The sequence below is a fragment of the Actinoallomurus acaciae genome (assembly GCF_042429965.1).
Classification (GTDB): domain Bacteria; phylum Actinomycetota; class Actinomycetes; order Streptosporangiales; family Streptosporangiaceae; genus Actinoallomurus; species Actinoallomurus acaciae.
On record NZ_JBHLZP010000012.1, the window covers coordinates 15,852 to 42,233 of the forward strand.

Consider the following 26,382-nt stretch of genomic DNA (forward strand, 5'->3'; position numbering starts at 1 on the left):
TCGGCGCTCGGGGATGCCAGGCTTTTCGGCCACGAGCGCCGACGGCGGCTTCAGCGGGGCTCGCTCCGCGCCGACCGCAGAACCGCGTCCAGCTCCTGGACGGCCTGCCGGGCGCACGCGGCCGCCGCCGGCACGATGTCCTGCATCAGGAAGTAGCCGTGGACGAGACCCGGCCCGGGAACATGGCGAACGGATACGCCTGAGGCGCACAGCCGCTCCCCCAGTTCCACACCCTCGTCGTGGAGCGGGTCGAACTCGGCCGTGGCGAGCACCGTCGGCGGCAGGTCCTTGAGGTTCGCGTTCAGCAGGTCGACGGCGGGTTCGCCGCGCCGCCGCGGATCGGGGACGTACTGCTCGTAGTTCCAGGCCATGTCATCGACGCTCAGCAGATACCCCTCGGCGTGCTCGCAGGCCGAGGCGATGATCAGGCTCGGGTCCACGGCCGGGTACACCAGAAGCTGCGCGGCGAACGCGATGTCGCCGGTGTCGCGTGCGTCGAACGCGACGCCGAGCGCCAGGCTGGCGCCGGCGCTGTCGCCGCCGATCACATGGTCGCGGCCCGGGAAGGACCGGGCCGTCCAGCGGGCCGCGGCGATCGCATCGCGCAGCGGGGCGGGGTAGGGGAACTCCGGCGCCCGTCGATAGTCGGCGGAGACGACCACCGCGCCCAGCGACGCCGCAAGGACGCGACAGACCTGGTCGTGGCTGTCGACGTCACCCAGCACCCACCCGCCGCCGTGCAGGTAGGTGACCACCCGGTTCTCATCCGAGTCCGGGCTGTACACCCTGACGCGGAACGACGACCCGTCCGTACTGCCGATCGTCCGGTCGACGGCGGTCACGGCCGTGCCGGGGCCGCCGTCCTCCCGGTGAGGACGGATCGCGTTCGCCAGGTACCGTTCGCGGGCCTGCTCGACGGACAACGCGCGCGCCGAGGCCGGAGGGCCGTCGGCGCTCTGCCACGTGATCAGGTGCCGGAGTATGCGGTCCAACGGCATCGCGGTCCTCCTACGGACGGGTTCGAAGCGAATCGCGCTCCGCCGGGCCCGCGCCCGGGCTCACTGCAGCGGCGTCCGGTGGGTGTCCTGGGTGTCGAGCAGCTTCCACTCGCCGTCCTGCAGGATCAGCTCCTCGACGATGAAGTGGTCCTCATCGATCCGTTTGAAGACCGTCCGGAGATCGGCGTGCTCCTCCCCCAGCGTGTACCGGCCCTCAAAGGTCAGCCGGCCGTCGAACCAGCCGGGCGAGGTGGAGGAACCCTGCATACCCGCGTCGTCGTAGTAGTAGCTGCTGAACACCTCGTCGGCGGCATTCCAGCCCAGGACGAACTTTCCATTGACCTGTTGACCGTTCTCGCGGTTCACGGTCAGCTGGAACTCGTAATAGCTTCCTCCGAGGACCGGCCGGATCTCCCCGGTCATCTTCGTACCGGTGTTGAGGACGCACGAGATCGAACCGAGCAGGAAGTCCAGATCATGCATCTGCTCGGGAGCCGGCTGTGACCCTACGAGTTCTATGCTTACTTCCGACATAGGCTCCACTCCAGAACGGGCCTCGTTTTGGTTGAGGCCCTGGTCTTTGGTCCGGTTCACCATTCTCAAGCGAATCACGGCACGCGGTGGTTCCCGCCCCCTAACTTCCGCGCGTGCCCCCTAATCGGGGCGTCGTACGGCACCCCGGCGACTCCGGCCGCTCGTTCACATTCACAGTTCCAGGCCGGATTCGAGATTCACGAAACCCCGGTCGATCAGGGCGGCCAGGTCGGCCTCGGGGTTCTCCGCCATTTCGGCCAGGACCGCCATCATGATCCCGAGCACCGCGCCAGCGATGGTGCGGACCTTGAAGTCGTCGGAACTGCGCCCGGCGCGAGCGGCGATGGCGTTGGCGAAGAGCTGCAGGGTCTGTGAGAACTGGTCGAGCATCGCCGCTCGCAGCGCGGGGACGCCGATGCAGAGCGCGACCCGGTCCTGCTGCTCGGCACGCTGTTCGGCCGTCATGCCGCCGAACAGGGTCGCGAAGCCGGCGCGCATGGCCTGCACCGGCGGCATGTCCGCCGGTTGCTCCCGATACATCTCCACGATCGCCGGGTAGTCGTCCTGGAGCACCAGGTCTTCTTTGGCGGGAAAGTAACGGAAGAAGGTGCTCTCGGAGACCTCCGCGGCTTCGATGATCTGGTCGATCGTCGTCGCGTCGTAGCCCTGTTCGCGGAACAGCCGCAGGGCATTGGACTGGATGGCGGCGCGAGTCCGCGCCTTCTTCCGCTCGCGGAGGCCCGAACCGTCCGCGTTAGCCCCTGCCCGCATGAGAACCTTCTGCCACCGCCGCCCCGGCGTGCCCGGCGGCCTTGGTCCCGGACACGAACACCAGCGTCAGGATGAGACCGGCGAGCGCGATTCCGGCCGTGGCCAGCAGCGAGATGTCCAGGCCGTACGCGAAGGCTTCCCGGATCTTGCGCACGAGCGAGACCGAACCGAGCCGGGCGGCGATGGCCAGTCCGTTGAAGACGCTGTGGCGGATCTCCGGAGCGACGTCCGCGGGGAGCCCGGCATGGCCGAGATGCGCCTGGTACGACGCGGCGAGGACGCTGCCCATGATGGCGCTGCCCAGTGGAGCGCAGGTCTTCTGGAACGTCTGGACCACCGCGGAGCCGATCCCGCTGCGCTCGACGGACAGCTCGGACAGGGCGACCGACGTCGTCGCGGTCAGGGCCAGCCCGACGCCCGCGCACAGGATCGCCATCCAGATCGCGACGAACGTGGTGTCCGAGACGGCGCTGGTCACGGCGCCGATCCCGGCGCCCACGCCGGCCAGCACGAAGCCGATCGCGATGGTGGCCCTGGCGCCGATCGCCTTCGCGAGCGGGCTGGCGGGCAGGGCACCGATGATGAGACCGACGACGAAGGGAAGCATCTTCAGGCCCGACCCCATGGCGTCGGCGCCCTGTACCGCCTGGAAGTACTGCGGCATGCTGAACAGCAGTCCCGCGATGCACAAGCCTGCCATCCCGCTCAGGATGGCTCCCCAGGAGAATGCCCTGGACTTGAACAGAGCGGCATCGACCATCGGCTGACCGCCGCGGTTGCCGAGCCGGCGCTCCCAGAAGAAGAATCCGGCCAGTATCGCGAGGCCGCCCACCGTCGCCGTCAGCGTGATGGGCGCGGTCCAGCCGCGGTCACCCGCCTCGATCAGACCGTAGGTCAGCACCACGAGCCCGACGACCGACGAGATCGTCCCGTTGAGGTCGAGGTCGGGACGCCGGCTGGCGCGCGACTCCGGCACCAGGATGATGCCGACGATCAGCCCGACGGCGACGACCGGGACGTTGATCAGGAAGACCCAGCCCCACCACAGGTGCGTCAGCATCCAGCCGCCGAGGATCGGCCCGACCGGCAGCGCCAGGAAGTTGGCGATCTCGTAGATGCCCACCGCCGCGGCCCGCTCACGGTCGTTGAACAGAACGGTCAGCGCCGACATCGCCATGACCGTGATGCCGGAGCCCGCGAACCCCAGGAGCAGCCGCGCGGCCAGGAAGACGCCAGGTGAGGGTGCGTAGGCGCACACCACTGACCCGACCCCGAAGGCCGCCAGTGACACCAGCATCACCTTCTTCCTGCCCCACCGGTCTCCGGCCAGGCCGGCCGGAAGCACGCCGGCCGCGAGGGTCAGCAGGTAACCGGACAGGAACCACTGCAGGTCCGACTCTGTCGCGGAAAGCGCCTTCGCCAGCTCGGGCAGGGCCACCGACAGGATGGTGCCGTCCAGGGTCACCACCAGGACGCACAGGTTGACGGCGGCCAGAGCCCACCATTTTCGTAAACCCGCACCGTACATAGAGGTCTCCTCCCAGGAGACTCGGGCGTCGTTCGACGGGGTAGCTTTCAAAGGGAGGCTACCACCGACTGGAGGAGACCTCCACTATTTTCCGGACGAGGCGACGCCCGTGCGGCCGCGCCGGCGATCCCCCGTCGCAGGCGGATCAGCCCGGCCGTGAATGCCCCTAAAGAATTGACCGGAATCGACCCGGCGACGATCCGGGTCGACTAGGGGTTGGGGGGTCGTTCATTACGGGTTAGGTTCAGACCAGACTTCCTTCGGAAGAACGGTCGAATTTACGGAAGCAGACCCGGGTAGTGATCGGCCGAACCTTAGCCAGCCAACAGGCCTATATGAGGCTCCCATGTCTCGCGTCCGGGACAGATCCGTGAAGGAGAACCATGCGCGTCACCGACCGTGAGGTCGTGGTGAAAGACCTCACCCAGTACATCCAGGAGCATATGCTCAACGATGAGTCGGTCGAGCTCACCGCCGAGACGCCCCTCCTCGAATGGGGCATTCTCAATTCTGTGGGCACCGCGCGGCTGGTCGGGTACATCCGCAATCAGTTCGACATCCGCGTGCCGCCGGGGCAGATGATACGCCAGAACTTCCAGGACATTAATCGCATCGCCGACCTCGTTGGTTCGCTCGGCGAGACCAAGGCGTGAAGAAACTCCCGGCCAAGGAAGGGACGGCGGCATGTCCGGCGAATACAACTTCGAGGTAGGAATCATCGGCGGTGGTCCAGCGGGCGCGTCCCTGGCCTGCTATCTCGCGAAGGCCGGCATCTCGGTCGCCGTCTTCGAGAGCGAGGTCTTCCCGCGTGAGCACGTGGGCGAGTCCCTGGTGCCCGCGGTGATCCCGGTCATGCACGACATCGGGATCATAGACAAGATCGAGGAAGCGGGTTTCCCGCGCAAGTACGGCGCGGCCTGGACCTCGATCGAGACCCGGGCGGCCAACGTCGATTTCGAGATCAACAACCACACGCTGGAGTTCGCGCAGATCGCCTACGACGAGCGCGAGCAGTCCGGGGTGGACCGCGACTACGCCTGGCATGTCGATCGCGGCCGGTTCGACCGGATGCTGCTCGACCACGCCCGTGAACTCGGTGCCACGGTGTTCGAGGGCACGCGGGTCAACCGGGTCGACTTCAGCGATCGGGCGCGTCCCGTCCTGCAGACGAAGGCCGGCGGAGACCGCAAAGACGTGGCGGTGCGCATGGTCGCCGACGCGAGCGGACGCCAGACCATGGTCGGCAACCAGCTCAGGGTGAAGGTGCCCGACCCGGTCTTCAACCAGTACGCGGTGCACACCTGGTTCGACGGGCTGGACAGGAAGGCGCTGGCGACCAAGCCGGGGGACGCGGACTACATCTTCGTCCACTACCTTCCTCTCGAGGACACCTGGGTCTGGCAGATCCCCATCACCGAGTCGATCACTTCGGTCGGAGTGGTCTCCCAGAAGCAGCGCTTCAAGGCGGCAAAGGACGATCTGGAGAAGTTCTTCTGGGAGTCGGTGGATACCCGCTCCGAGCTCGGGGACGCGCTGAGGAGCTCCAAGCAGCTGCGGCCGTTCAAGGTGGAAGGCGACTACAGCTACGGAATGCGCCAGATCATCGGCGATTCCCTGGTCCTGATCGGCGATGCCGCGAGGTTCGTGGACCCGATCTTCTCCAGCGGGGTCAGCGTCGCGATGAACAGCGCCCGCCTGGCCGCCAAGGACATCATCGCGGCACACGCGACCGGTGACTACCGCGCGGCGAGCTTTGAGAACTATGCCGGCACGCTGCGACGCGGTGTTCAGATCTGGTACGACTTCATCTCCATGTACTACCGGCTGAACGTGCTGTTCACCGCGTTCATCCACGACCCCGCCTATCGCACGGACGTCATCCGGATGCTTCAGGGCGACGTGTACGACACCGACGAACCCGAGGCGCTCACGGCCATGAAGGAGTACGTGGCGGCGGTGGAGGCCGACCCCACGCACCTGTGGCACGACTACCTCGGCAACCTGAAGTCCACATCGGTCGCCGCGATGTTCTGACCCCTGGAAGACCGCCGCGCCGCCGGGCGTCCCACCGCCCGGCGGCGGGCGCCGTCCCGCGTCCGGTGCGGCCACCGCGGTTCACGCCGCCCCCGATGGGGGCATGCGGGACCGCGGGCGCACGCTGCCGATCGTACGAGCCGTGGTGATCGGTCCCCGAGGGGCCTTCCGGCTGGAGGAACGTCCAGAGCCGGTCGCGGGACCGGGTGCGGCGGCGGGACTCGGCGCCGCCGACCTGCAACAGGCACGGGGGGACTATCCGGCGCCGCCGGGATGGCCGGCCGATGTGCCCGGACTGGAGGTCGCGGGCGAGGTCGAGCAGGTCGGCAGCGGTGTCACGGGGGTTGTGCGCGGGGACCGGGTGATGGCACTGATCGGCGGCGGAGGCCACGCCGAGCGGATCGCGGCACCCGCCGATCTCCTGCTGCCGGTGCCCGAGGGCCTTCCCCGGGAGGAGGCCGCCGGTTTCCCGCAGGCGTTCGGTACCGCCTGGGACGCCCTCATCGCCCAGGCCGGGGTGCACGCCGGTGACCGGGTGCTGGTCAGCGGCGCGGCGGGCGGAGTGGGCACGGCCATGGTGCAGGTCGCCGCGCTCTCCGGGGCGCATGTGACCGCGAGCGTACGACGACCCGAACTCCACGCCCGGGTGAAGGCACTCGCCCCGGCCGCCCGGGCGGACGTCGTGCCCCCCGGCCGGGAGGCCGCGCACGCGCCGTACGACGTGATCGTGGAACTGGTCGGCGGCGGGGACTGCCTCCAGCGGGTCGCCCTGCTCCGCGACCGGGGGAAGGTCCTCCTCGTCGGGGTCCAGGCCGGCACCACGGCGCCGCTGCGGATGCTCGACCTCATGCTCGCGCGGGCCCAGGTGATCGGCACGACCGTCCGCGGGCGCTCACACGCCGAAAAGGCACTGCTCGCCGCCACCGTACGGGCGTCGGTGGTACCCCTGCCGGCGCAGGGGCGGTTGCGGGTACCCGTCGACGCGACCTTCCCGCTCGACCGGTTCGCCGACGCCCGCCCGGACGGCAAGGTCGTCCTGCTTCCCCAGCGGTGTCGGGGTGACGCGGGGTGACACTCCGGTGGCGCGGTTGCGGGCAACCGCGACGAAGCTCCTTGCCGCTTAGCGGCAAGGAGCTTCGTCGGTGTTACCGCGCTTCAGTCGCTCAGCTTCGGCAGGACCTTGTCGGTGAACAGCCGGACGGTGCGTTCCATGTCCGCGTAGTCGGGGCTGCCGCCGTCCACGATCCACAGGATCGTGTCCACCCCGAGTCCGTCGCGCAGGTCCTCCACGCGGGCGGCGATCGTCTCCGGGCCGCCGAGGACGGTCTGCTTCGCGACCTGGTCGATCTCCGCGTCGAAGCCCTTCACCACGCCCTGGTAGCCCGCGTAGTCGGGGGAGCTGACCTCGGCGAGGGACTTGGCGGCGTCGCCCCACACCTCGAGGTAACGCTGCAGTTTCGGGCGGGCGAGCTCCAGCGCCTCGGCGTCGGTCTCCCCCGCCATCAGAGGAAGGCTGAGCGCGACCTCCGGCTGCCGCCCGGAGGATCCGTGGTGCTTGTCAAAGACTTCCCGGTACATGTTGACGTGCTTGGCGGCGATGTCGATGACCTCGGGCCGCGGAGAGGCCGTCATCAGCAGGTTGAAGCCCTGTTCGCCGGCCCAGCGGAAGCTGCTCTCGGACATGAGGGCGCAGATCCACACGGGCGGATGCGGCTGCTGGAACGGCTCCGGGAACGAGGTCGCGTCCTTGAAGCTGAAGTACGGCGTGTCCGCGGTGACACCCTTCTCCGTCCACAGGCGTACGACGGTGTCGACCGTGGCGCGGAAGCGATCGCGGCTCTTGTGCATGTCGACGCCGAAGGCCTCGAACTCGTACGGCAGGAACGCCCGGGCGAGTCCGACGTCGAGGCGCCCGTGGGTCATCGCGTCGACCTGCGCGGTCTGGGCCGCGAGTTGGATCGGGTGATGGAAGGACGCCTGGATGCCTCCGGTCATGAGCCGGATCCGCTGGGTCTTCGCACCGACGGCGGCGAGCAGGGCCAGCGGGCTCGGGCAGTAGCCGCCGGCGGCGTGCAGATAGTGCTCGGTCATCTTGATGTAGTCGAAACCGAGTTCCTCGGCCAGCACCGACAGGCGCATCACGTCGTCGAAGTACGCGGTGGCGGAGCGAACCTCCGGACCGCAGTCGGGCATCCATGAAATTCCGAACTTCATATTTCACTCCGCAGAGGTGAGGTAGCCGATCCGAGGGCTTCCCGGAGGCTGGTGACGGTCTCGGCCGGTCTTTCGGTCAGGTAGAAATGCCCTCCAGGGAAGACGCGCATCCGGAAGCCGGCATCGGTGTGCCGATCCCATGCCTCGGCCTCATCGAGGGTGACACGGGGATCGTCGGCGCCCACGAATGCAGTGATGGGACAGCTCAGGGTCTGTTCTCTCGGCGGCGCATAAGTCTCGATCGCGCGATAGTCATTGCGTATGACCGGCAGGTACGTGCGCCGCGCCTCCTCGTCATTCAGGAGTTCGGAATGAGTGCCACTGAGCTCTTGGACCTCCGCGATCAGTCCTTCGTCGCTCCGCCTGTGCACGTTCTCGTCCCGTCGCCGCGAGGGAGCCCTCCGCCCGGAGGCGATGAGCCGGGGAATCGGCGTTCCCAGCCGCCGTTCCGCTCTCAGGGCCACCTCGAAGGCCACGGTCGCGCCCATGCTGTGGCCGAAGAACGCGGGAGCCGGGGGAAGGTACTCCAGCAGCGCTGCGAACAGCCCGTCGGCCAGCCGCCCGATGTCGTCGACGAGCGGCTCCCGCAGCCGGTCCTGGCGTCCCGGGTACTGGACCGCCCACACCTCCACGTCCGGGCGAAGCGCCGAGGACAGCCAGTAGAAGGAACTCGCCGAACCTCCGGCATGAGGGAAGCAGAGCAATCGCGTCTGAGCATGCGGCGCAGGATGAAAACAACGAATCCATGCATTACCGTCCGGGGCCGGCCGGTTCGCCAGGCTCTGTGCTCTTCCGGCTCGGCTCGGCTCGCTCATGCCCGAATCGTTGCACCGTGAATCGGAGATGACCAACCCCTAGCTTCCCGATCGGCACACCGACCGGCACCCGTAGGCCGCAGAAAAGAAATTTAGGGGACGGATAGGGGTCAGCTTGCTTCGGCCGTAAACGTAACCTGCATATGTCCTGCGATTCTCCGTAATGCGGCTGCCATTGCCGGGATGGCCATGAGGTACACAGCATATGGCGAACGAAGAAAAGCTACGCCAATACCTCCTTAAAGTGACCAGCGAACTATATCGCTATCGCCATGGGGAAAATAAGGCCACCAACGACCCCGTGGTAATCGTCGGCATGAGTTGCCGCTTTCCCGGGCAGGTCGATTCACCCGAAAAATTGTGGCGTCTCGTCGATTCGGACGGCGACGCCGTCTCGGGGTTCCCGCGCGACCGCGGGTGGGACACCGAGAACGGTCTCGGGCCCCGGCGACGGCGAGCGGGGGGCTTTCTCCACGATGGCGACCGGTTCGACGCCGCGTTCTTCGGCCTCGACCCGCAGGAGGCCTCCGCCCTCGACCCGCAGCATCGGCTGCTGCTCGAGACCGCGTGGGAGGCCTTCGAGGCCGCCGGGATCGACGTGTCCCGCGTACGGGGCGGCAGAGTCGGCGTGTACGCGGGCATGACGGGCTCGGACTACGGGTTCAACGCCGACGTCCGTGACGAGCAGGCGGACTACCTGGCCACCGGAGCCGCGGGCAGCGCGGCATCGGGCCGGATCGCCTACGTCCTCGGCCTGGAAGGCCCCGCCGTCACGATCGACACGGCCTGCTCGTCGTCGCTCGTCGCCCTGGACCTGGCATGCCGCGCGCTGCGGACGGGCGACTGCGCGATGGCGCTGGCGGGCGGCGTCACCTTCATGGCGACCCCTGCCGCCTTCGCCCACTACGAGCGCCGGCAGGAGCTCGCCGGCGACGGCCGGTGCAAGCCGTTCTCGGCGGCGGCGGACGGCATGGGCCTGGCCGAGGGTGCCGGGATGCTGCTGCTCGAAAGGCTCTCGGACGCCCGGCGTGAGGGACATCCCGTGCTGGCCGTCGTACGGGGCTCGGCGGTGGGTCAGGCCGGAGTCACCAGCGGCCTCACGGCGCCCAGCGGCCCGGCGCAGGAACGCGTGATCGGCCTGGCGCTGGCGGACGCCCAGCTGACTCCGGACCAGGTCGACGCGGTGGAGGCGCACGGTACCGGCAGCCCGCTCGGCGACCAGATCGAGGCCGAGGCGCTGGCCTCGGTGTACGGGCAGGGCCGGAACGCCCCGCTGTGGCTGGGCTCGGTCAAGTCGAACATCGGCCACACCCAGGCCGCCGCCGGAGTCGCCGCGGTGATCAAGTCGGTACTCGCGCTCACGCATGAGCGCCTGCCGAGGACCCTGCACGCCGACGAGCCCATGCCGGAGATCGACTGGGCGGGCGGGCAGGTCCGGCTGCTGACCGAGGGTGCCGACTGGCCGCGGAGCGACTCGCCGCGCCGGGTGGGAGTGTCGGCCTTCGGTTTCACCGGCGCGAACGCACATGTCATCCTCGAAGAGCCGCCCGATGAGGACGGCGGGGCCGACGAGGCCGCGCGGCCGCCGGGCGTCGTGCCATGGCCCATCTCGGCGGCGGACCCGGCCGCGCTTCGCGCGCAGGCGACCCGGCTCGCCGAGGTCGGTGGCGCCGAGCCGGCGGACGTCGGCCTCTCGCTGGCCCGCGGCCGCACGCCGATGCGCTACCGCGCCGTGATCATCGGCGAGCGCCCCGAGGACTTCCGCACGGCGCTGAGCGAGCTCTCCCGCGACCAGGGCGTGCGCGCGCCGGCGAAGCGGGCGGAGATGGCGTTCGTGCTCCCGGCGCGGCCGGTGTCCGGCGGGGAGGAGCTCTGCTCCGCCTTCCCGGCTTTCGCCGCCGCCCTGGACGGACTGCGCGACGAGCGTGGCGACCTGCCGCCGCTCGCGTTCGAGACCGCGGCGTACCGGCTCCTGGAGTCGTTCGGCGTGATCCCCGACCACGTCGTCGGCGACGCCGCGCCGCGATTCTGCGCGGAGGTCGCCGGTCCGGGGCCCCTTCCCCAGCCCGGCGATCTCCCGGGCTCCGGGATGTTCCGGCTGGGCCTCGGCCCGGACTCGGCCATGGACGGCCCGGTCGACGCGTGCGTCCTCCAGGAAGGGCGGCCCGAGCCGGTCGCGTTCCTGACGGCGCTCGCCCGCGCTTACGAACACGGGCACACCGTGGACTGGACGGCGGCCTTCGCCGGCGTACGGGCCAGGGTGGTACCGCTGCCGACGTATCCCTTCCAGCGCCGGCGCCACTGGCTGGACGCCGCGCGGCCGGTGGTCCACCCGCTGCTCGGGTCGGCGGCCGATCTGCCGGCGGAGGCCGGTCACCGGTATGAGCACCGCCTGAACCCCTGGTACGGGGACGGGCACCGGCTGTTCGGCGTGCCGGTGCTGCCCGCGGGCGCCGTGATCGAGTGGGCGTTCGCCGCGTGGTCCGAGACGACGGGCCCGGCCGTGGCGCTGCGGAACCTCCGCGTCCACCGGCTCCCCGAGCTTCCGGCGGACGTGCGGACGGTGACGGGCGTCCGTGATCTGCGGTGCTTCTCGCCGTCGGACGGGTCGTGGACCGAGGTGGCGAGCGCGGACGCCGACGAGCCCGGTGCGCCGCCCGCCGTACGGGTCGTGACGCCGGAGGGGATGGAAGAGCTGGACGCCGGCGCCCTGTACGAGGGGTTGAGCCGGGCGGGCCTGGACTGCGGAGGCGACGTCCGCGCGCTCACTCGGCTGTGGCGGCGCGGGGACGAGGTCCTCGCCCTCGTCGCCGCGGAGGCGGATTCGCCGTACGTCGCGGACCCCGTCGCCTTGGACGCGTGCCTGCGCGCCGCGGCCGTTCTGCACGGCGACGGGCTCTGGATGGCCGGTTCGGTCGAACGGCTGAGCGTCCACGGGCGGCCGCGGGGCGAGGTCTGGTGTCACGCCCGCCGGCACGCCGACGACCGGATCGATCTGGAACTGCGGTCGCAGAACGGCGAGCCGCTGGTTCTCCTGCACGGTCTCCGCCTGGAGCCCGCCACTCCCCAGACGCTCGGCGGCACCTCGTGGCCACGGATGCGTGAGCTCTCCGCGCTGCTCGCCGACGACCCCGGCGCGGCCCGGCAGAGCGTGCTCCGCGACCTCCTCGGGCTGCTGGAGTCATTCGGCGCCGCGGACGTCGCGGCCGGCACGCGGCTGAACGGGATCGGCATGGGCTCGCTACAGGCCGTCCGGCTTCGCAACGCGCTCGCCAGGGAGTACGCCGCCGACATCCCGCTCACCATGCTGCTGGGGACGAGCACCCCGGAGGAACTCGCGGACCTCGTCTGTGCGCAGCTGGCCGTGCGCGACCTCCTGGCGACCGGCGAGACCGGCGCCGAAGGCGACGTCGAGGTCCTGAGTATCTGACCGAATATCAGGAAGGTTGTCCCGATGGTGCAGGATCTGCTGGCCGAGCTGCGGAGCCGCGGTGTCAGGCTACGGCTGGACGGGGACCGTATCGAGGTCGTCGCCTCCGCGGGGTCGCTCACGCCACGGCTGCGCTCGGAGCTGACCGAGCGTCGTGAGGAACTGATCAGCCTCCTGCGCCACGTCGGCACCGCGAGGCGCGAGGCGGCGATCACTCCGGACCCGGGAGCACGCCACGAGGCGTTTCCGCTGACCGACATCCAGCATGCCTACTGGGTGGGCCGCGGCCCGGCCATCGAACTGGGCGGCGTCTCCACCTACCTGTACCTGGAGCTGGAGAGCTCCGGCCTGGACACCGGGCGGCTGAGCGAGAGCCTGCGGAAGGTCATCGACCGGCACGACATGCTGCGCGCCGTCATCGGGCCGGACGGCCGGCAGCGCGTGCTGTCCGACGTGCCGCCCTACGAGATCCCGGTCGCCGACCTGCGCGGGCAGGATGAAGACGCGCGGATCGCGCTGATCAGGGCGGAGATGGAGCAGCAGGTGCTGCCGGCGGACCGCTGGCCGCTGTTCGACATCCGCGCTTCGCGGCTCGGCGACGGACGCCTGCGGCTGCACCTGGGCCTGGACATGCTGATCATGGACGGGCTGAGCTTCAACATCTTCTTCAGCGAGTGGCGGCGCTGCTATGAGGACCCCGACTGGGCGCCCGAGCCGCTGGCCCTGTCCTACCGCGACTTCGTGCTGGCCCGGGAGGCGAGCCGATCCGGTGACGAGTACCGGCGGGCCCGGGAGTACTGGAAGGGCCGTCTGCCCGAGATCCCGCCCGCGCCGGAGCTTCCGCTGGCGGTCCAGCCGGACCGCGTCGGCCACCCGACGTTCGCCCGGCATCACGCCCGGCTGGACGGTGACCGCTGGGAGGCGATCAAGAAATCGGCGCGGCAGCGCGGGCTCACCCCGTCGGCGGTCGTGATGACCGCCTACGCCGACGTGCTCCTGCGCTGGTCGGGGAATCGCGATTTCACGCTCAACCTGACGCTGTTCGACCGCCCGGCCATGCATCCGCAGATCGACCGGGTGATCGGCGACTTCACCGCCGTCCTTCTCCTGTCCGTCCGCGCGGCCGGGGACGAGCCGTTCGCCGTTCGCGCCGTCCGGATCCAGGAGCAGCTTCTGAAGGACATGGAACACCAGTCCTACAACGGTGTCCGGGTCCTGCGGGACCGCGCCAGGACGCTCGGCGGGAATCCGCGTGCCGCGATCCCGGTGATCTTCACCAGCCTGTTCGGGGTGCAGTCCGCGGACACCCCCGACGGGGACGTCGGGTTCTTCGGCCGGGTCACCCACAGCGTGAGCCAGACCCCGCAGGTCTGGATCGACCATCAGGCGCTGGAGGACCGCCGGGAGCTGATCTTGAACTGGGACGTGGTCGACGCGCTCTTCCCGGCCGGGATGGTCGACGACATGTTCGCCTCCTATCAGGGGCTCCTGCGCGGGCTCGGCGAGGACGACGGCCGCTGGGACGCGGCCCGTACGCCGCTCCCGCTGCCGAGCCGGCAGGCCCGGGAACGGGACGCCGCGAACGCGACCGAGACCGCGCCGCCGGAGGGCACGCTCTGCGAGCTGGTCGAGGCGACGGCCCGCTCACAGCCCGACGCGGTCGCGGTGATCGCCGAGGACGGGACGCTCCGGTACTCGGAGCTCGTCGCACGGGCCCAGGGGCTCGCGCGCAGGCTCACCGGAGACGAGGTGCACGCCGGATCGCTGGTGGGCGTCGTCATGGACAAGGGCTGTGACCAGGTCGCCGCCGTGCTCGGCGTCGCGAGGTCGGGCGCCGCCTACCTGCCGATCGACCCCGACTGGCCCGAGGCGCGGCGATGGAGCCTGCTCGAACGATGCCGGGCCTCGGTCGTCGTCACCTCGCCGCGGATGCGCGACGCGCTGGCGTGGCCGGCCGGCACGACGGTCCTCACCTTCGCCGACGCCGACATCGCCGACGCGGCGGAACGGCCCCTGGACGCCGGCCCCCGCCCGGATGACCTGGCGTACGTCATCTTCACCTCGGGCTCGACCGGCACCCCCAAGGGCGTGATGATCGATCACCGCAGCGCGGTGAACACCATCGTGGACATCAACGCCCGGTTCGGGATCGGCCCCGGTGACCGCGTGCTCGCGCTCTCCAAACTCAGCTTCGACCTGTCCGTCTACGACGTCTTCGGGGCGCTCGCGGCCGGTGCGGCCATCGTCATGCCCGCCCCGTCGCGCGAACACGACCCGGCTCACTGGGACGACCTGGTGAGCCGGCACGAGGTGACCGTCTGGAACTCCGTCCCGGCGCTGATGCAGATGTGGGTGGACGAACGCCGCCGGCTCGGCGCGGACCGGCCGGCCGGGCTACGGGTCGCGATGCTCAGCGGCGACTGGATTCCGGTGTCGCTTCCCGACGCCATCCGCGCCCTGGCCCCGGACGCCGCGGTGTTCAGCCTGGGCGGTGCGACGGAGGCGTCGATCTGGTCGGTGTGCCACCCGATCGGCGAGGTGCCTCCGGAGTGGGTGCGCATACCGTACGGGAAACCGCTGAGCGGCCAGACGCTCCACGTGTACGACGAGGCCCTGACCCCGTGCCCGGTCTGGGTGACCGGCGAGATCTACATCGGCGGGGCAGGCGTCGCCCTCGGTTACTGGGCCGACGCCGGCCAGACCGCCGAACGGTTCATCGTGCACCCTGACACGGGCGAACGGCTCTACCGGACCGGCGACCACGGCCGTTACCTGCCCGGGGGCGACATCGAGTTCCTCGGGCGCCGGGACTTCCAGGTCAAGATCAACGGATTCCGCGTCGAGCTGGAAGAGATCGCCGAGGCCCTTCGCCGCCGGCCGGGCGTCGGTGACGCGATCGTCACCGCACCGGCCAACCCGGCCACCGGCCGCCGGCAGCTCTCCGCCTGTCTGGTGCCGGAACCGGGCGGACCGCGGCCGGACCCGGATCAGCTGCGCGACGGGCTGGCCGAGCTGCTTCCCGAGTACATGGTGCCCCACCACTACCTGTTCATCGACAAGGTGCCGGTGAGCGCGAACGGCAAGGTCGACCCCTCGGCGCTGCCGTCGCCCTGGGACGCGGAACGGACCGGGGAGAGCCTCCAGCCGCGCGATGAGCTGGAGCGCACCCTGCACGAGATCTGGTGCACGTCCCTGGAGCGCACCGACATCGGGATACAGGACGACTTCTTCGAGCTGGGCGGCGATTCGCTGCACGCCGTGCGGATCCTCACCCAGATCCGTGACGAGCTGGGCGTCGACAACGGGGATGAGGGACTCGGCGTGCTCTTCGACCATCCGACCGTGGAGATGCTGGCGACGGCACTGCGCGACCAGGTCCGACCGGCGTGACGGCCGCGGTGACCGGCGCGGGGCCGGGGAGCTGGGCCGTGCGGTGGCGGAAGCCGTCCAGGCCGCGGATGCGCCTTTTCTGCGTGCCGCACTCGGGCGCCGGGGCGGCGGTCTACCGGCCGTGGGATCCGCTGCTTCCGGGCGACGTCGAACTGGTCTCCCTGCGCCTGCCCGGCCGGGAGGCGCGGTTCCGCGAGCCGGCGTTCTCCAGTCTGGAGGATCTGGTGCCGGAGCTGGTGGATGACCTGACGCCGCTCCTGGACGTGCCGTACGGGTGGTTCGGGCACAGCGGCGGTGCCCTGGTGGCCTTCGAGGCCTGCCGGGAGATCCGCCGCCGCGGGCTGCCCGAGCCGGCGCGGCTCGCCGTCTCCAGCCGCCCCGCTCCGCATCTCGCGGCACCGTCCGTGTCGGTCCTCGGCCTGCCCGAGGGGACCTCGGTCCGGGACGCCACCGACGCGGAACTCGCCGCGCTGGTCGCCGCGCTCAACGGAGCTCCCGGCGAGGCCCGGGGCGGGACGGCGGCCTTCGCGCCGTTCGTCCGGACGCTTCGCGCGGACCTGTCGTTCGTCGAGGCGTACGAGTACCGGCCCGAGCCGCCGCTCGACCTGCCGATCTCGGTGTTCGGCGGCGAGCAGGACCCGGCCGCGTCACCGGACGGCCTGCGGGCCTGGCACGCGCACTCCAGCGTGGGCTGTACGGTCCAGGCCTTCCCCGGAGGCCACTTCTTCCTGCATCAGGCCCGGGAGAGGTTCGTGGCGGCGCTGGTCCGCGCCCTCCTCAAGACCTGACCTGCGGGCGGGCCGCCGGGAGCGGGGGTGGCCGTCACCTCACCACGGGAGCCCCAGACCACGGGCGATCGTGCCGCGCTGGATGTCGTTGGTGCCGCCCCCGATGACATGGCCGGGAGCCGCTCGCAGCGCCTGCTCGACCGGGCCCGAAAGCGCGGCGTCCGGGCCGAGGATCCGCAACGCGGCCTCGCCGAAGTCCTCGCACAGCTCGCTGACCATGACCTCCGCCATCGCGGCGCGCATCCGGGCCTCGTGGCCCTTGGCCGTCCCGAGGGCGGCGACGAGTTGCCGCGCGGCCTGGACGTCGGCGGCGAGCCGCTCCAGCACGGCGCGCGTCGCCGAACCACGGGGACCTGCCGTCCCGGTGGCCGGGTCGCGCAGCACCGCGAGCAGATCGTCGAGCTGGCGGTGCAGCGAAGCGGCCAGACCCGCCATCGCCGCCCGCTCTCCGGCCAGGCCCTCCACGATCACCTCCCAGCCGCCGTCGACCGCCCCGACCCGCGCCGTGTCGGGCACCTGGACGTTGTCGTAGAAGACGCCGCAGCCGACCGCCCCGGACAGGGCCCGGTACTCCCGTACGGTGATCCCGGGGCTGTCCATGGGCACGATGAAGACGGTGATGCCCGCGTGCGGCGGGGACGCCTCCGGGTCGGTGCGCGCGGCCAGCCAGGCGAACTCCGCATCGTGCGCGTCGGTGATCCAGAGCTTCTGGCCGTTGATGATCCAGCGATCGCCGAGACGAACCGCGGTCGTCCGCAGCGAGCCGAGGTCGGAGCCGGCCTCGGGCTCGCTGTAGCCGACGCACGCCTTCAGCCTTCCCTGCCCGACCAGCGGCAGGAACCTGGCCTTCTGCTCCGCGCTGCCGTGCGCGGCCAGTGGCGTGCCGACCGCGATGACCGCTCCCATCACCCGGGCGATGGGGAGCCGCCGGTAGATGACCTCCTCGTGCAGCACGAGCTGCTCGGCCGGCGTCGCGTCGCGTCCGCCGTCCCCGGCGGGCCAGGTCATGGCGAACAGCCCTTCCGCGGCCACGGCGGCGACGATCGCGGGATCGTCCGCGCCGGGCCGGGACCGCGGCGGGCATGCCAAGCCGTCGAGGAACGCGGTGAGCCGCGCCCGGAAACGGTCGGCGGTCTCCCCCATCGCGATGTCGGGGAGGGCGGCGCCGCTCTCGACCAGTACGTCGGCGACGCTTCCGCAGGCACGGGAGATCCCGTGCAGCGACGCGACGTCCGCGTGGACCCGGCGGAAGAGCCACGGGGCGGGGCTCTCCTCGAAATACCCGCTGGCGGCCAGGGTGTGGTGGGCGCCGAGCTGGATCCGGGTGGCGACCGTGGCGATGTAGGCGGTGGCGAGCTCCGCCGTGAGCCGCCAGTCGCGCCGCCCGCGGCGGGACGGCACCTCGCCGAGCAGCTGCCCGGCCGCGACGGCGTCGATGTGGCAACGGGCGGTGCGCTGTTGCACGGCGCCGAAGGACCCGATGGCCTTCCCGAACTGACGGCGTTTCCTGGCGTGCCTGATCGCCAGTTCGTGGGTCCGTTCGGCCGCGGCGAGCGCGCGTGCCGCGAGCCCGAGCCGGAGCAGGACCACGGCCTCGTCCGCCTGTTCGGGCCCGATCTCGATGCTCGCCAGTGCGGGCCCGGCGACAAGATCGGACCAGGCCGGAACCGCGAGCCCCTCGGCCGGCTTCGCCGTGGTGATCCGGTGCAGGGTCAGGTCCCCGCCGGCGGGAGGGACGGCCAGTACGTGGGTGGCCGCCCCGGCCGCCTCGGCGCCGTGCACGGTCCCGCCCGGACCGACTCCCGCGGTCGTCAGCACCACGCGGATGGTGCCGTCGGCGATGTCGTCGACCAGGTCGGGCCGGTGCTCCAGCGGCCGCCCCGCCGCGAAACCGTCCATGACCGGCAGCGGGCACGCGGCCCGGCCGGCCGCCCGGACGACCGCCAGCACCGTCTCGAGCGCGTCGTCGCCGGCGCAGTTCAGCCAGCCGCGCTCCGCGGCGGCGTTCCAGATGTGACGCATGTCGCCCGCCGCCTCACGGGGAGGAAGCGGCCACTCGAGTTCGAACACCTCACTGGCCATCCGAGCCAATTTGCCGATCTCCGCATAGCTCATAAAATGATTACTCCGGATCATCGCAAAGGCAACGCAACCGATTTGTTGACGATATTGCCGGGCCGGGGCGCTGACGTATCGTACCTCCAGCAATCCGGATCGACATCCCCTATTCTTCTCGACAAGGGTCGACCAGGCCTTTTAGGGGGTGGACTTCCGGTCGGCACCCAGTAATGTATGGAGCCACTGGGCCGCGTCTGATCTGCGAATTCAGCTGGAAATAAATGGACTTCATAATAACGAAGGAACAGCAGGAACGCTCCGCCAAGATAATCTCCGCGGTGGGTGAGGGACTTTCCGGTGTCACCGACCCCGGTTCCGTCCGATCCCGCTGGGCCGTCGCGGCCGAGATCGGGCTGACCGGACTCTGCCTTCCGGCGGAGTACGGCGGCCGGGACCTGGGGGCGCTGGACACCGCCCTGTGCCTTGAGGCCTTCGGCCGTGCCTGTCCCGACACGGGCCTGGTGTTCGGTGTCGCCGCGCACCTGCTCGCCTGCTGCGTGCCCATACGGGATTTCGCCGCCGAGCCCGTTCGCGCCCCGCTGCTCGGCCGGCTCGCCTCCGGTTCGGCCATCGCGGCGAACGCGATCACCGAGGAGGAGGCCGGGTCCGACGTCACGCACATGGCGATGACCGCCCGCAAGGAGGGCGACGCCTACATCCTGGACGGCGAGAAGTCGTTCGTGAGCAACGGCCCCGTCGCCGACGTGATCGTGACCTATGGGGTCTCGGACCCCGCTGCCGGTTATCTGGGCATTTCCGCCTTCGCCGTCCCGGCCGATCTGCCGGGAATAACGGCGGGCGCAACGTACCAGAAGATGGGCCTGCACGGTTGCCAGGCGAGCTGGGTGCGGTTTCAGGGCTGCCGCGTACCGGATGAATACCGGCTAGGGGTGGATGGACAGGGAAGCGCGATTTTCCAGCACTCGATGATGTGGGAGCGCGCCTGTCTCTTCGGCGCCTACGTGGGACTGATGGACCGGCAGCTCGAACTCTGCGTGGAAAGAGCGAAGAAACGCCGCCAGTTCGGACGGAGCATCGGCGGGTTCCAGGCGATCTCCCATCGCATCGTGCGCATGAGGCAGCGGCTGGAAGGGGCCCGGCTTCTGCTCTACCGCGCGTGCTGGGCGGTCGACGAGGGCCACGCGGACGAGATGACGGTCGGGCTCGCCAAGGCGGCCGTGTCGGAGGCGTCGGTGGCGAACTCGCTGGACTCGGTCCAGATCTTCGGCGCCGCCGGCTATCTCTCGGGCGGCGCCGAACAGCAGCTTCGCGACTGTGTGCCGAGCACCCTCTTCTCCGGCACGACGGAGATCCAGTACGAACTGGCCGCCATGGAGATGGGGCTATGAGGCTGCATCAGCTCGTCGCCGACGCCGCGGCGGTCACGCCCGACCGGCGCGCCGTGTCGGGGCCGGACGGTGAGCTCACCTATGGGCGGCTCAGCGCACGGGCGAACGCCGTCGCGCACCGGCTGCGGCTGGCCGGTGTCGGCCCCGGCGACCGGGTGCTGATCTGGTCGGACAAGTCGTGCGCCTCGGTGGCCGCCATGCAGGCCGTGCTCTGCGTCGGCGGCGCGTACGTGCCCGCCGACGGGAACGCTCCGGTGAGCCGGGTGGCGGCCATGGCACGCGACTGCGACGCTCGCGCCGTCCTGACCACGGACACCAGGCTCCCGCTCATCACGACCGAGCTCGGCCCCGAGACCCGCTGCCTGGACCTGAGCGCGCCGGCGGACGGCCCGGCCCAGCCGATCTTCGCGGCGACGGATCCGGACGATCTCGCCTACATCCTCTACACCTCGGGGTCGACGGGCACGCCGAAGGGCGTCTGCGTCAGCCATCGTGGCGCCCGGGCCTTCGTGGACTGGGCGGTGGCCCTGCTGGCCGCACGGCCCGGCGACCGGTTCGCCAACCACGCCGCCCACACCTTCGACCTGTCGGTTCTCGACCTCTACGCGGCCTTCTCCGTCGGCGCGGCCGTCCACCTGATCCCGGCCGAGCTGGCGTACGCGCCGGTGCAGCTCGCCGAGTTCCTGTACGAGGAACAGATCACCGTCTGGTACTCGGTGCCGTCCGCGCTCATCCTCATGATGCGCTACGGCGAGCTGCTCGGCCGGCCCGCGCCGCCCGCCCTGCGCGCGATCCTGTTCGCGGGCGAGCCGTTCCCGGTCGGCCAGGTGCGCAAGCTGGCCGGCTGGACCGATGCCCGCCTGCTCAACCTCTACGGCCCCACCGAGACGAACGTCTGCACCTACCACGAGACCCTCCCGGCCGACCTGACCCGGGACCTGCCCGTGCCCATCGGCCTGCCCGCGTGCGGCAACCGGGTGTGGGCGTGCCGCGATGACGGCCGGCCGGCGCGTGCCGGAGAGGAGGGCGAGCTCATCGTCGACGGCCCGACCGTCATGCTCGGCTACTGGGGGCGGGAACCCCAGCGGGGGCCGTACCGGACCGGGGACATCGTCCGCGTCCTGGATGACGGCTCCTTCGACTACGTGGGCCGCCGCGATCACATGGTGAAGGTGCGCGGGCACCGGGTCGAGCCCGGTGACGTCGAGACCGCGCTGACCGCTCACCCCCGCGTCGCGGAGGCGTGCGCGGTGGTCGTCGGCGCCGGGATAGACGCCCGGCTGACCGCCTTCACCGTCCCGGCCTCCCCTCCGGCCGACAGTGCGGGGGGCCGCCGGCTGGACGCCCTGGAGCTGCGCCGGCACTGCGCCGAGCGGCTGCCTCCCTACCTGATCCCCGATGACATCCGGGTCGTGGACACGCTGCCCCGGACGGCCAACGGCAAGATCGACCGCCTTGCACTCACGTCGGGTATGGCACCCCGGCCCTCGTGATTGAGGTGACGGCATGACAGATGAGCCCATCGCTGTTGTCGGCGTGGGGTGCCGCTTTCCCGGCGGGGCGAACGACCTCCGCTCGCTCGGAGAACTGCTCGCGGCCGGCCGTACCTGCATCGCCGCGGTCCCGGCCGACCGGTGGGGTCCCGAGCTGCACGACCCGGCCCGCGGCCGGCCGGGCACCGTGGCCAACCACAGGGGGGCGTTCCTCCAGGACGTGGATCGTTTCGACTCCGGCTACTTCGGCATCCCGCCGCGTGAGGCGGAGTTCCTCGACCCCCAGCATCGGATGCTCATGGAGGTCGCCTGGGAGGCGATGAGCGACTCCGGGCGGCCACGCGACGCCTGGCGAGGTTCCCGCACCGCGGTCTATGTGGGAACACTCGCCAACGACTATCAGCTCATCCACGCGCGCACCCTCGGCATCGCGGGCATCGGCCCGCACTACGCGAGCGGGGTCGAGCCCAGTTTCGCGGCGGGGCGGGTCTCCTACGCCTTCGATCTGCGCGGGCCGGCCTCCACCGTGAACTCGGCCTGCTCGTCCTCGCTGCTGGCGGTCCACCTGGCCTGCCAGGCCCTTCGCGCGGGCGAGTGCGCCACGGCGGTGGCCGGAGGCGTGAGCCTGCTGCTCGGCCCGGACTACAGCGTGTTCATGAGCAGCATCGGCGCGGTCTCGAGGACCGGCCGCTGCCGTCCGTTCGACGCGGCCGCCGACGGCCTCGTCCGGGGCGAGGGCTGCGGCTTCGTCACGCTGAAACGCCTGTGCGACGCCGTGGCCGAGGGCGACCGCGTGTACGCGGTCATCCGGGGGTCGGCCGTCGCCCACGACGGAGCCAGCATCGGGATCACCGCCCCCAACGCCCTGGCTCAGGAGGAACTGCTGCTGACCGCCCTGGAGCGGGCCGGCGTCGCTCCGGCGGACGTGGACTACGTCGAGGCCCACGGAACCGGTACGCCGCTCGGTGACCAGACCGAGCTGGACACGCTGGGAACGGTCTACGGCGCGCACCGCCGGTCGCCCGTCCCCGTCGGGTCCATCAAGGCGGTCTTCGGGCACACCGACGCCGCCGCAGGCGTGGCGGGGCTGCTCAAGGCGATCTGCGTGATCCGTTCCGGCGACGTCCCTCCCCAGCCCGGCTTCTCCTCGCCCACACCCGGCGTGGACTGGCGCGGGGTCACCGTCTCCGCCGAGGGGACCTCGCTGCGCGCCGACGGCCGCGCCCTGCGCGCCGGGGTGAGCTCGTTCGGTGCCAGCGGGACCCTGGTCCACGCGGTGGTGGAGGCGCCGGAACCGGATCGCGCCCCGGCGCCGGTGGAGGGGCCCCACGTCCTCCTCGTCTCATCGGCGCGCGAGGAGAAGCTGGGCGAGCAGGCCGCCCGGATGCGCGGCCTGGTGGACGAGGCGGGAGACCGGCTGGGTGAACTGGTGGCGTCGGCGGCCACGCGGAGCACGGTGGAGGCCTTCCGCCTCGCCGTGGTCGCGGACGGGCCGGCCGGGCTCACGGCCGCCCTCACCGACCCGGCGAACCCGGCCGACGGCGCCTACACCGGAGCGGTGCTCGATCCGGGTGCGGTGCCCCCACCGGCCTTCGTCTACGCGGGGCAGGGGGGCCAGTGGCCGGGCATGGCCCTCGACCTGTACGACCGCGACGCCGACGTCAGGAACGCGCTCGACGAGTGCCACGCCCTGATCGGCGCCGAGGCGTCCTGGTCGCTCCTCGACGAGCTTCGCTCCTCCCGTGACGACCGCCGCCTGGAGAGGACCGACCGTCTCCAGCCCGCGATCTTCGCGGTGCAGGTCGCGATCACCCGGTGGCTGGCCGCCCGGGGGATCACTCCGCACGCGGTCGTCGGCCACAGCCTCGGCGAGGTCGCCGCGGCCCATGCCGCGGGCTGCCTGTCCCTGGCCCAGGCCGTCCGCGTCGTGGTGCGGCGCGCGGAGGTGCTGCACGAGACTCACGGAACCGGCCGCATGTACGCGGTCCAGGACGCCCCGGACGTGGTCGACGCGGTGCTGCGGGAGATCGGCACTCCGGTCATCGTCTCCGGTCTCAACGGCCCGAGGTCGACCGTCATCGCGGGTCCCCCGCAGGAGGCCGCCGACGCGGCGCGCGTCTTGGAGGAGCGCGGCCTCCGGTGCCGCCGGGTGCCGATCGACGTGGCGACGCACAGCCCGGTCGTGGCGCACTGCGGCCCGCTGCTCGAAGCGGCGCTCCAGGGGCTGGACCCGGCTCCGGCGAGCGTACGGTTCGCGTCGAGCGTCGACCTGGACGGCGACACGCACACGCCGGACGCCGCGTACTGGGCGCGGAACATCACCGATCCCGTACGCCTGTGGCCGGCCGTCGACCGGCTGCTGACCGGGCGCGGCCACCTGCTCATCGAGATCGGCCCCCATCCGGTTCTCGTCCCGCCCCTCACCGATGCCCTGCGCGGCCGCGGCCGCGACGGCACCGCGATCGCCACCCTGCGACGCGACCAGCCGGGGGCGACCGCCCTGCACCGGGCCGTCGCCCAGCTCCACGTGGCCGGGGTGACGGTCGACTGGCCGAAGGTCACCGGCCGGCCGTCCCGCCATCACACGCTTCCCGCCCCGTCCTGGGGCGGCGGCAGGTACTGGCTGCCCGGCGTGGGACGCGGCTCGCACGAGCCCGGTGAGCCGGTGGTCTCCACCTCCCCCGCGGTTCAGGAGCAGAGCCGGGACGAGCCGGACCGAGGCCTCGTTCCGGCCGTCCGGGAGGCCGCCGGGCGAACCGGCGCCGACATGGCAGGGCGGATCGAGGCGGCCGTACGCGACGTGCTCGCCCTGCCCGGCGACTTCCGGATGGTGCGCGGACGCGGGTTGTTCGAGCAGGGCCTCGACTCGCTGACCGCCGTCTCGCTGCGGCGCCGGCTCCAGGAGGAGTTCGCCGTCGAGCTCGACGCGTCCGTGATCTTCGAGCACCCCACGATCACGGCACTCGCGGAGTTCCTCGCGGAGGCGGCGCACGCCGAGACCGCCTCCGGCGAGCCGGACGACGAGCCCCGCGCTCTGGCGGAGGAACCGGCCCGGCCGAGCGAGGACGACGACGCCATCGCGGTGATCGGGATCGGATGCCGCCTGCCCGGCGCGCCCTCGCCCGACGCGTTCTGGACACTCCTGACCGAGGGCCGGGACGCGCTGGGCGACCTGCCGCCGGACCGGCGGCGCGAGGACCCCGTGTGGACCGACCTGGCCGAGGACGTCCCCGTGCGGCACTGCTACCTGGACGACATCACCGGCTTCGACGCCGAGTTCTTCCGGATCGCGCCTCGCGAGGCGCGATCGGTCGACCCGCAGCAGCGGATGCTCCTCGAGGTCGCCTGGGACGCCCTCGAGGACGCGGGATGCCGGCCGCGTTCGCTCCACGGACGCCAGGTGGGCGTCTACGTCGGGCTCGAGGCGGCCGACTACCAGCACCTCCTGGCCTCCGACCTGGAGACCATCGACCTGTACTACGGGACCGGGACCTCCTTCGCGGCCTCGGCGGGCAGGCTGTCGTACTTTCTCGGCCTGAACGGCCCCGGCGTCGTCGTGGACACGGCCTGCTCATCGGCGCTGACCGCGGTGCACCTCGCCTGCCAGGGGCTGCGCGCCGACGAGTGCGACGTCGCCGTCGTCGGGGGTGCGCACGCGATCGTCGCGCCGACGATGATGGCCGCGATGGCCGGGAGCGGCGCGCTGGCGGCCGACGGGCGCTGCAAGACCTTCGACGACGCCGCCGACGGGTACGGCTACGGCGAAGGCGCGGTGGTCCTCGTGCTCAAGCGCCTGGCCGCCGCACGGCGCGACGACGATCGCGTCTACGCCGTCATCCGTGCCAGCGCGGTCAACCAGGACGGGGCCAGCGGCGGCTTCACGGTGCCGAGCGCCTCCGCCCAGACCGCGCTGTGCGAGACGGCGCTGAAGGGCGCCGGGTGGAGCCCGGCCGACGTCGACTATGTCGAGACCCACGGCACGGGCACGCCGCTCGGCGACCCGATCGAGGTGGGCGCGCTGGCGCGGGCGTACGGGCCTGGCAGAGACGGCGACCGGCCGCTGCTGATCGGCTCGGCGAAGCCCAATGTGGGGCACCTCTCGGCGGCATCCGGCCTGGTCGGGCTGCTCAAGGTCGTCCTGGCGATGCACCGGCGCGAGATCCCCCGCCACGTGGTCGACCGGCCCTCGGCGCGCATCGACTGGTCCCGGCTTCCCGTCGCCCTGGTGACCGGCAATCGTCCCTGGCCGGACTCCGGCTCCCCGTCCCGGGCGGGGGTCAGCTCGTTCGGGTTCACCGGCAGCAACGCCCACGTTCTCGTCGAACAGGCCGCCGCTCCGCCTCCGCGCGAGGAAGAGCCCGGCGAGCCCTTCGTCGTCCTTCCGGTGACCGCGAACAGTGCCCCCGCGCTGCGCGCCGCCGCGGGACGTCTCGCCGAGCGCCTCGGTTCGGCGCCGGAGGAACTGGCGGAGATCGCCGGTACGGCGACGTTCCACCGGTCCTTCCTCGGACACCGCCTCGCGGTCGTGGGGGGCACACCGGCGGATCTGGTGCGGGCGCTGGAACAGGTCGCCGCCGGCGATGACCCCCCGGCGTCGGCGCGAAGCGGTCACGTCGAGGACGAGGACCGGCGGGACGTCACCTTCTGGTACGGAACCGAGCTGCCCCCGGAGGCCTCCCGCGCGAGGTTCGGCGCCTCGCCCGCCTACCGCCGCGGGCTCGCGGCATGCGCGGAGCACCTGGCCCGCATGACGGGGCAGACGCCGGACCTGCTCGCGGCGCCCCCGGCGTACCTGCGCCTCGCCTACCGGTTCGCCCACCACGTCGCGATCACCCAGCTCTGGCGCGCGTACGGCGTGCGTCCCGACGGCGTCGCCGGGGAGCCCGCCACGGTCGCGTGGGCCGAAGGCCGGATCGGCGC

General features: G+C 71.4%; 16 protein-coding genes. 9 read left to right on the plus strand and 7 right to left on the minus strand.

Annotation, left to right across the window (positions count from 1 at the left end):
* Positions 1 to 50: 50 nt before the first annotated feature.
* From ACFFNX_RS03430 to ACFFNX_RS03445, 4 genes are all read right to left on the minus strand, one after another.
* The gene (locus ACFFNX_RS03430) at positions 51 to 998 is read right to left on the minus strand and encodes an alpha/beta hydrolase (RefSeq protein WP_378194912.1); all 948 of its coding nucleotides are present in this window, start codon (positions 996 to 998) and stop codon (positions 51 to 53) included.
* Positions 999 to 1,058: 60 nt separating this feature from the next.
* Positions 1,059 to 1,481, minus strand: a complete 423-nt coding sequence (locus ACFFNX_RS03435; RefSeq protein ID WP_378194915.1) for a DUF1579 family protein — start codon at positions 1,479 to 1,481, stop codon at positions 1,059 to 1,061.
* Positions 1,482 to 1,703: 222 nt separating this feature from the next.
* Positions 1,704 to 2,303: an acyl-CoA-like ligand-binding transcription factor gene (locus tag ACFFNX_RS03440; protein WP_378194918.1), complete on the minus strand. Its 600-nt coding sequence runs from the start codon at positions 2,301 to 2,303 to the stop codon at positions 1,704 to 1,706.
* Positions 2,287 to 3,831, minus strand: coding sequence for a DHA2 family efflux MFS transporter permease subunit (locus ACFFNX_RS03445; RefSeq protein WP_378194921.1), 1,545 nt, complete (start codon positions 3,829 to 3,831; stop codon positions 2,287 to 2,289). Before ACFFNX_RS03445 ends, ACFFNX_RS03440 begins: the two co-directional genes overlap by 17 nt.
* Positions 3,832 to 4,214: 383 nt before the next feature.
* On the opposite strand from ACFFNX_RS03445, the gene ACFFNX_RS03450 reads away from it, so the two are divergent.
* From ACFFNX_RS03450 to ACFFNX_RS03460, 3 genes are all read left to right on the plus strand, one after another.
* Positions 4,215 to 4,484, plus strand: a complete 270-nt coding sequence (locus ACFFNX_RS03450; RefSeq protein WP_378194924.1) for a phosphopantetheine-binding protein — start codon at positions 4,215 to 4,217, stop codon at positions 4,482 to 4,484.
* Between the two features lie 31 nt (positions 4,485 to 4,515).
* The gene (locus tag ACFFNX_RS03455) at positions 4,516 to 5,865 is read left to right on the plus strand and encodes an NAD(P)/FAD-dependent oxidoreductase (RefSeq protein ID WP_378194927.1); all 1,350 of its coding nucleotides are present in this window, start codon (positions 4,516 to 4,518) and stop codon (positions 5,863 to 5,865) included.
* A gap of 103 nt (positions 5,866 to 5,968) precedes the next feature.
* Positions 5,969 to 6,937 (plus strand): zinc-binding dehydrogenase, encoded by a 969-nt coding sequence (locus ACFFNX_RS03460; RefSeq protein WP_378194930.1) that lies wholly within the window; start codon positions 5,969 to 5,971, stop codon positions 6,935 to 6,937.
* 83 nt (positions 6,938 to 7,020) lie between these two features.
* Here the strand turns inward: ACFFNX_RS03460 and ACFFNX_RS03465 are convergent, their stop codons facing one another.
* The gene (locus tag ACFFNX_RS03465; protein ID WP_378194933.1) at positions 7,021 to 8,079 is read right to left on the minus strand and encodes an LLM class flavin-dependent oxidoreductase; all 1,059 of its coding nucleotides are present in this window, start codon (positions 8,077 to 8,079) and stop codon (positions 7,021 to 7,023) included.
* Positions 8,076 to 8,783: a thioesterase II family protein gene (locus ACFFNX_RS03470; protein WP_378194936.1), complete on the minus strand. Its 708-nt coding sequence runs from the start codon at positions 8,781 to 8,783 to the stop codon at positions 8,076 to 8,078. Before ACFFNX_RS03470 ends, ACFFNX_RS03465 begins: the two co-directional genes overlap by 4 nt.
* A 427-nt stretch (positions 8,784 to 9,210) precedes the next feature.
* On the opposite strand from ACFFNX_RS03470, the gene ACFFNX_RS03475 reads away from it, so the two are divergent.
* From ACFFNX_RS03475 to ACFFNX_RS03485, 3 genes are all read left to right on the plus strand, one after another.
* On the plus strand, positions 9,211 to 12,324 hold the full coding sequence (locus ACFFNX_RS03475) for a type I polyketide synthase (protein WP_446678501.1): 3,114 nt from the start codon (positions 9,211 to 9,213) through the stop codon (positions 12,322 to 12,324).
* 24 nt (positions 12,325 to 12,348) lie between these two features.
* Positions 12,349 to 15,714 carry a non-ribosomal peptide synthetase gene (locus tag ACFFNX_RS03480; RefSeq protein WP_378194943.1) on the plus strand — a complete coding sequence of 1,122 codons (3,366 nt, stop codon included), beginning with the start codon at positions 12,349 to 12,351 and terminating at the stop codon, positions 15,712 to 15,714.
* Between the two features lie 68 nt (positions 15,715 to 15,782).
* Entirely contained in the window at positions 15,783 to 16,502 is a 720-nt protein-coding gene (locus tag ACFFNX_RS03485; RefSeq protein WP_378194946.1) for a thioesterase II family protein, read from the plus strand.
* Between the two features lie 39 nt (positions 16,503 to 16,541).
* Here the strand turns inward: ACFFNX_RS03485 and ACFFNX_RS03490 are convergent, their stop codons facing one another.
* Positions 16,542 to 18,584 (minus strand): acyl-CoA dehydrogenase family protein, encoded by a 2,043-nt coding sequence (locus ACFFNX_RS03490; RefSeq protein ID WP_378194949.1) that lies wholly within the window; start codon positions 18,582 to 18,584, stop codon positions 16,542 to 16,544.
* Positions 18,585 to 18,898: 314 nt separating this feature from the next.
* On the opposite strand from ACFFNX_RS03490, the gene ACFFNX_RS03495 reads away from it, so the two are divergent.
* The 3 genes from ACFFNX_RS03495 to ACFFNX_RS03505 all read left to right on the plus strand — a co-directional run.
* Positions 18,899 to 19,969 (plus strand): acyl-CoA dehydrogenase family protein, encoded by a 1,071-nt coding sequence (locus ACFFNX_RS03495; RefSeq protein ID WP_378194953.1) that lies wholly within the window; start codon positions 18,899 to 18,901, stop codon positions 19,967 to 19,969.
* Positions 19,966 to 21,462, plus strand: coding sequence for an amino acid adenylation domain-containing protein (locus ACFFNX_RS03500; RefSeq protein ID WP_378194956.1), 1,497 nt, complete (start codon positions 19,966 to 19,968; stop codon positions 21,460 to 21,462). Before ACFFNX_RS03495 ends, ACFFNX_RS03500 begins: the two co-directional genes overlap by 4 nt.
* A gap of 13 nt (positions 21,463 to 21,475) precedes the next feature.
* On the plus strand, positions 21,476 to 26,382 hold a 4,907-nt coding region (locus ACFFNX_RS03505), incomplete at its 3' end, for a beta-ketoacyl synthase N-terminal-like domain-containing protein (protein ID WP_378194959.1).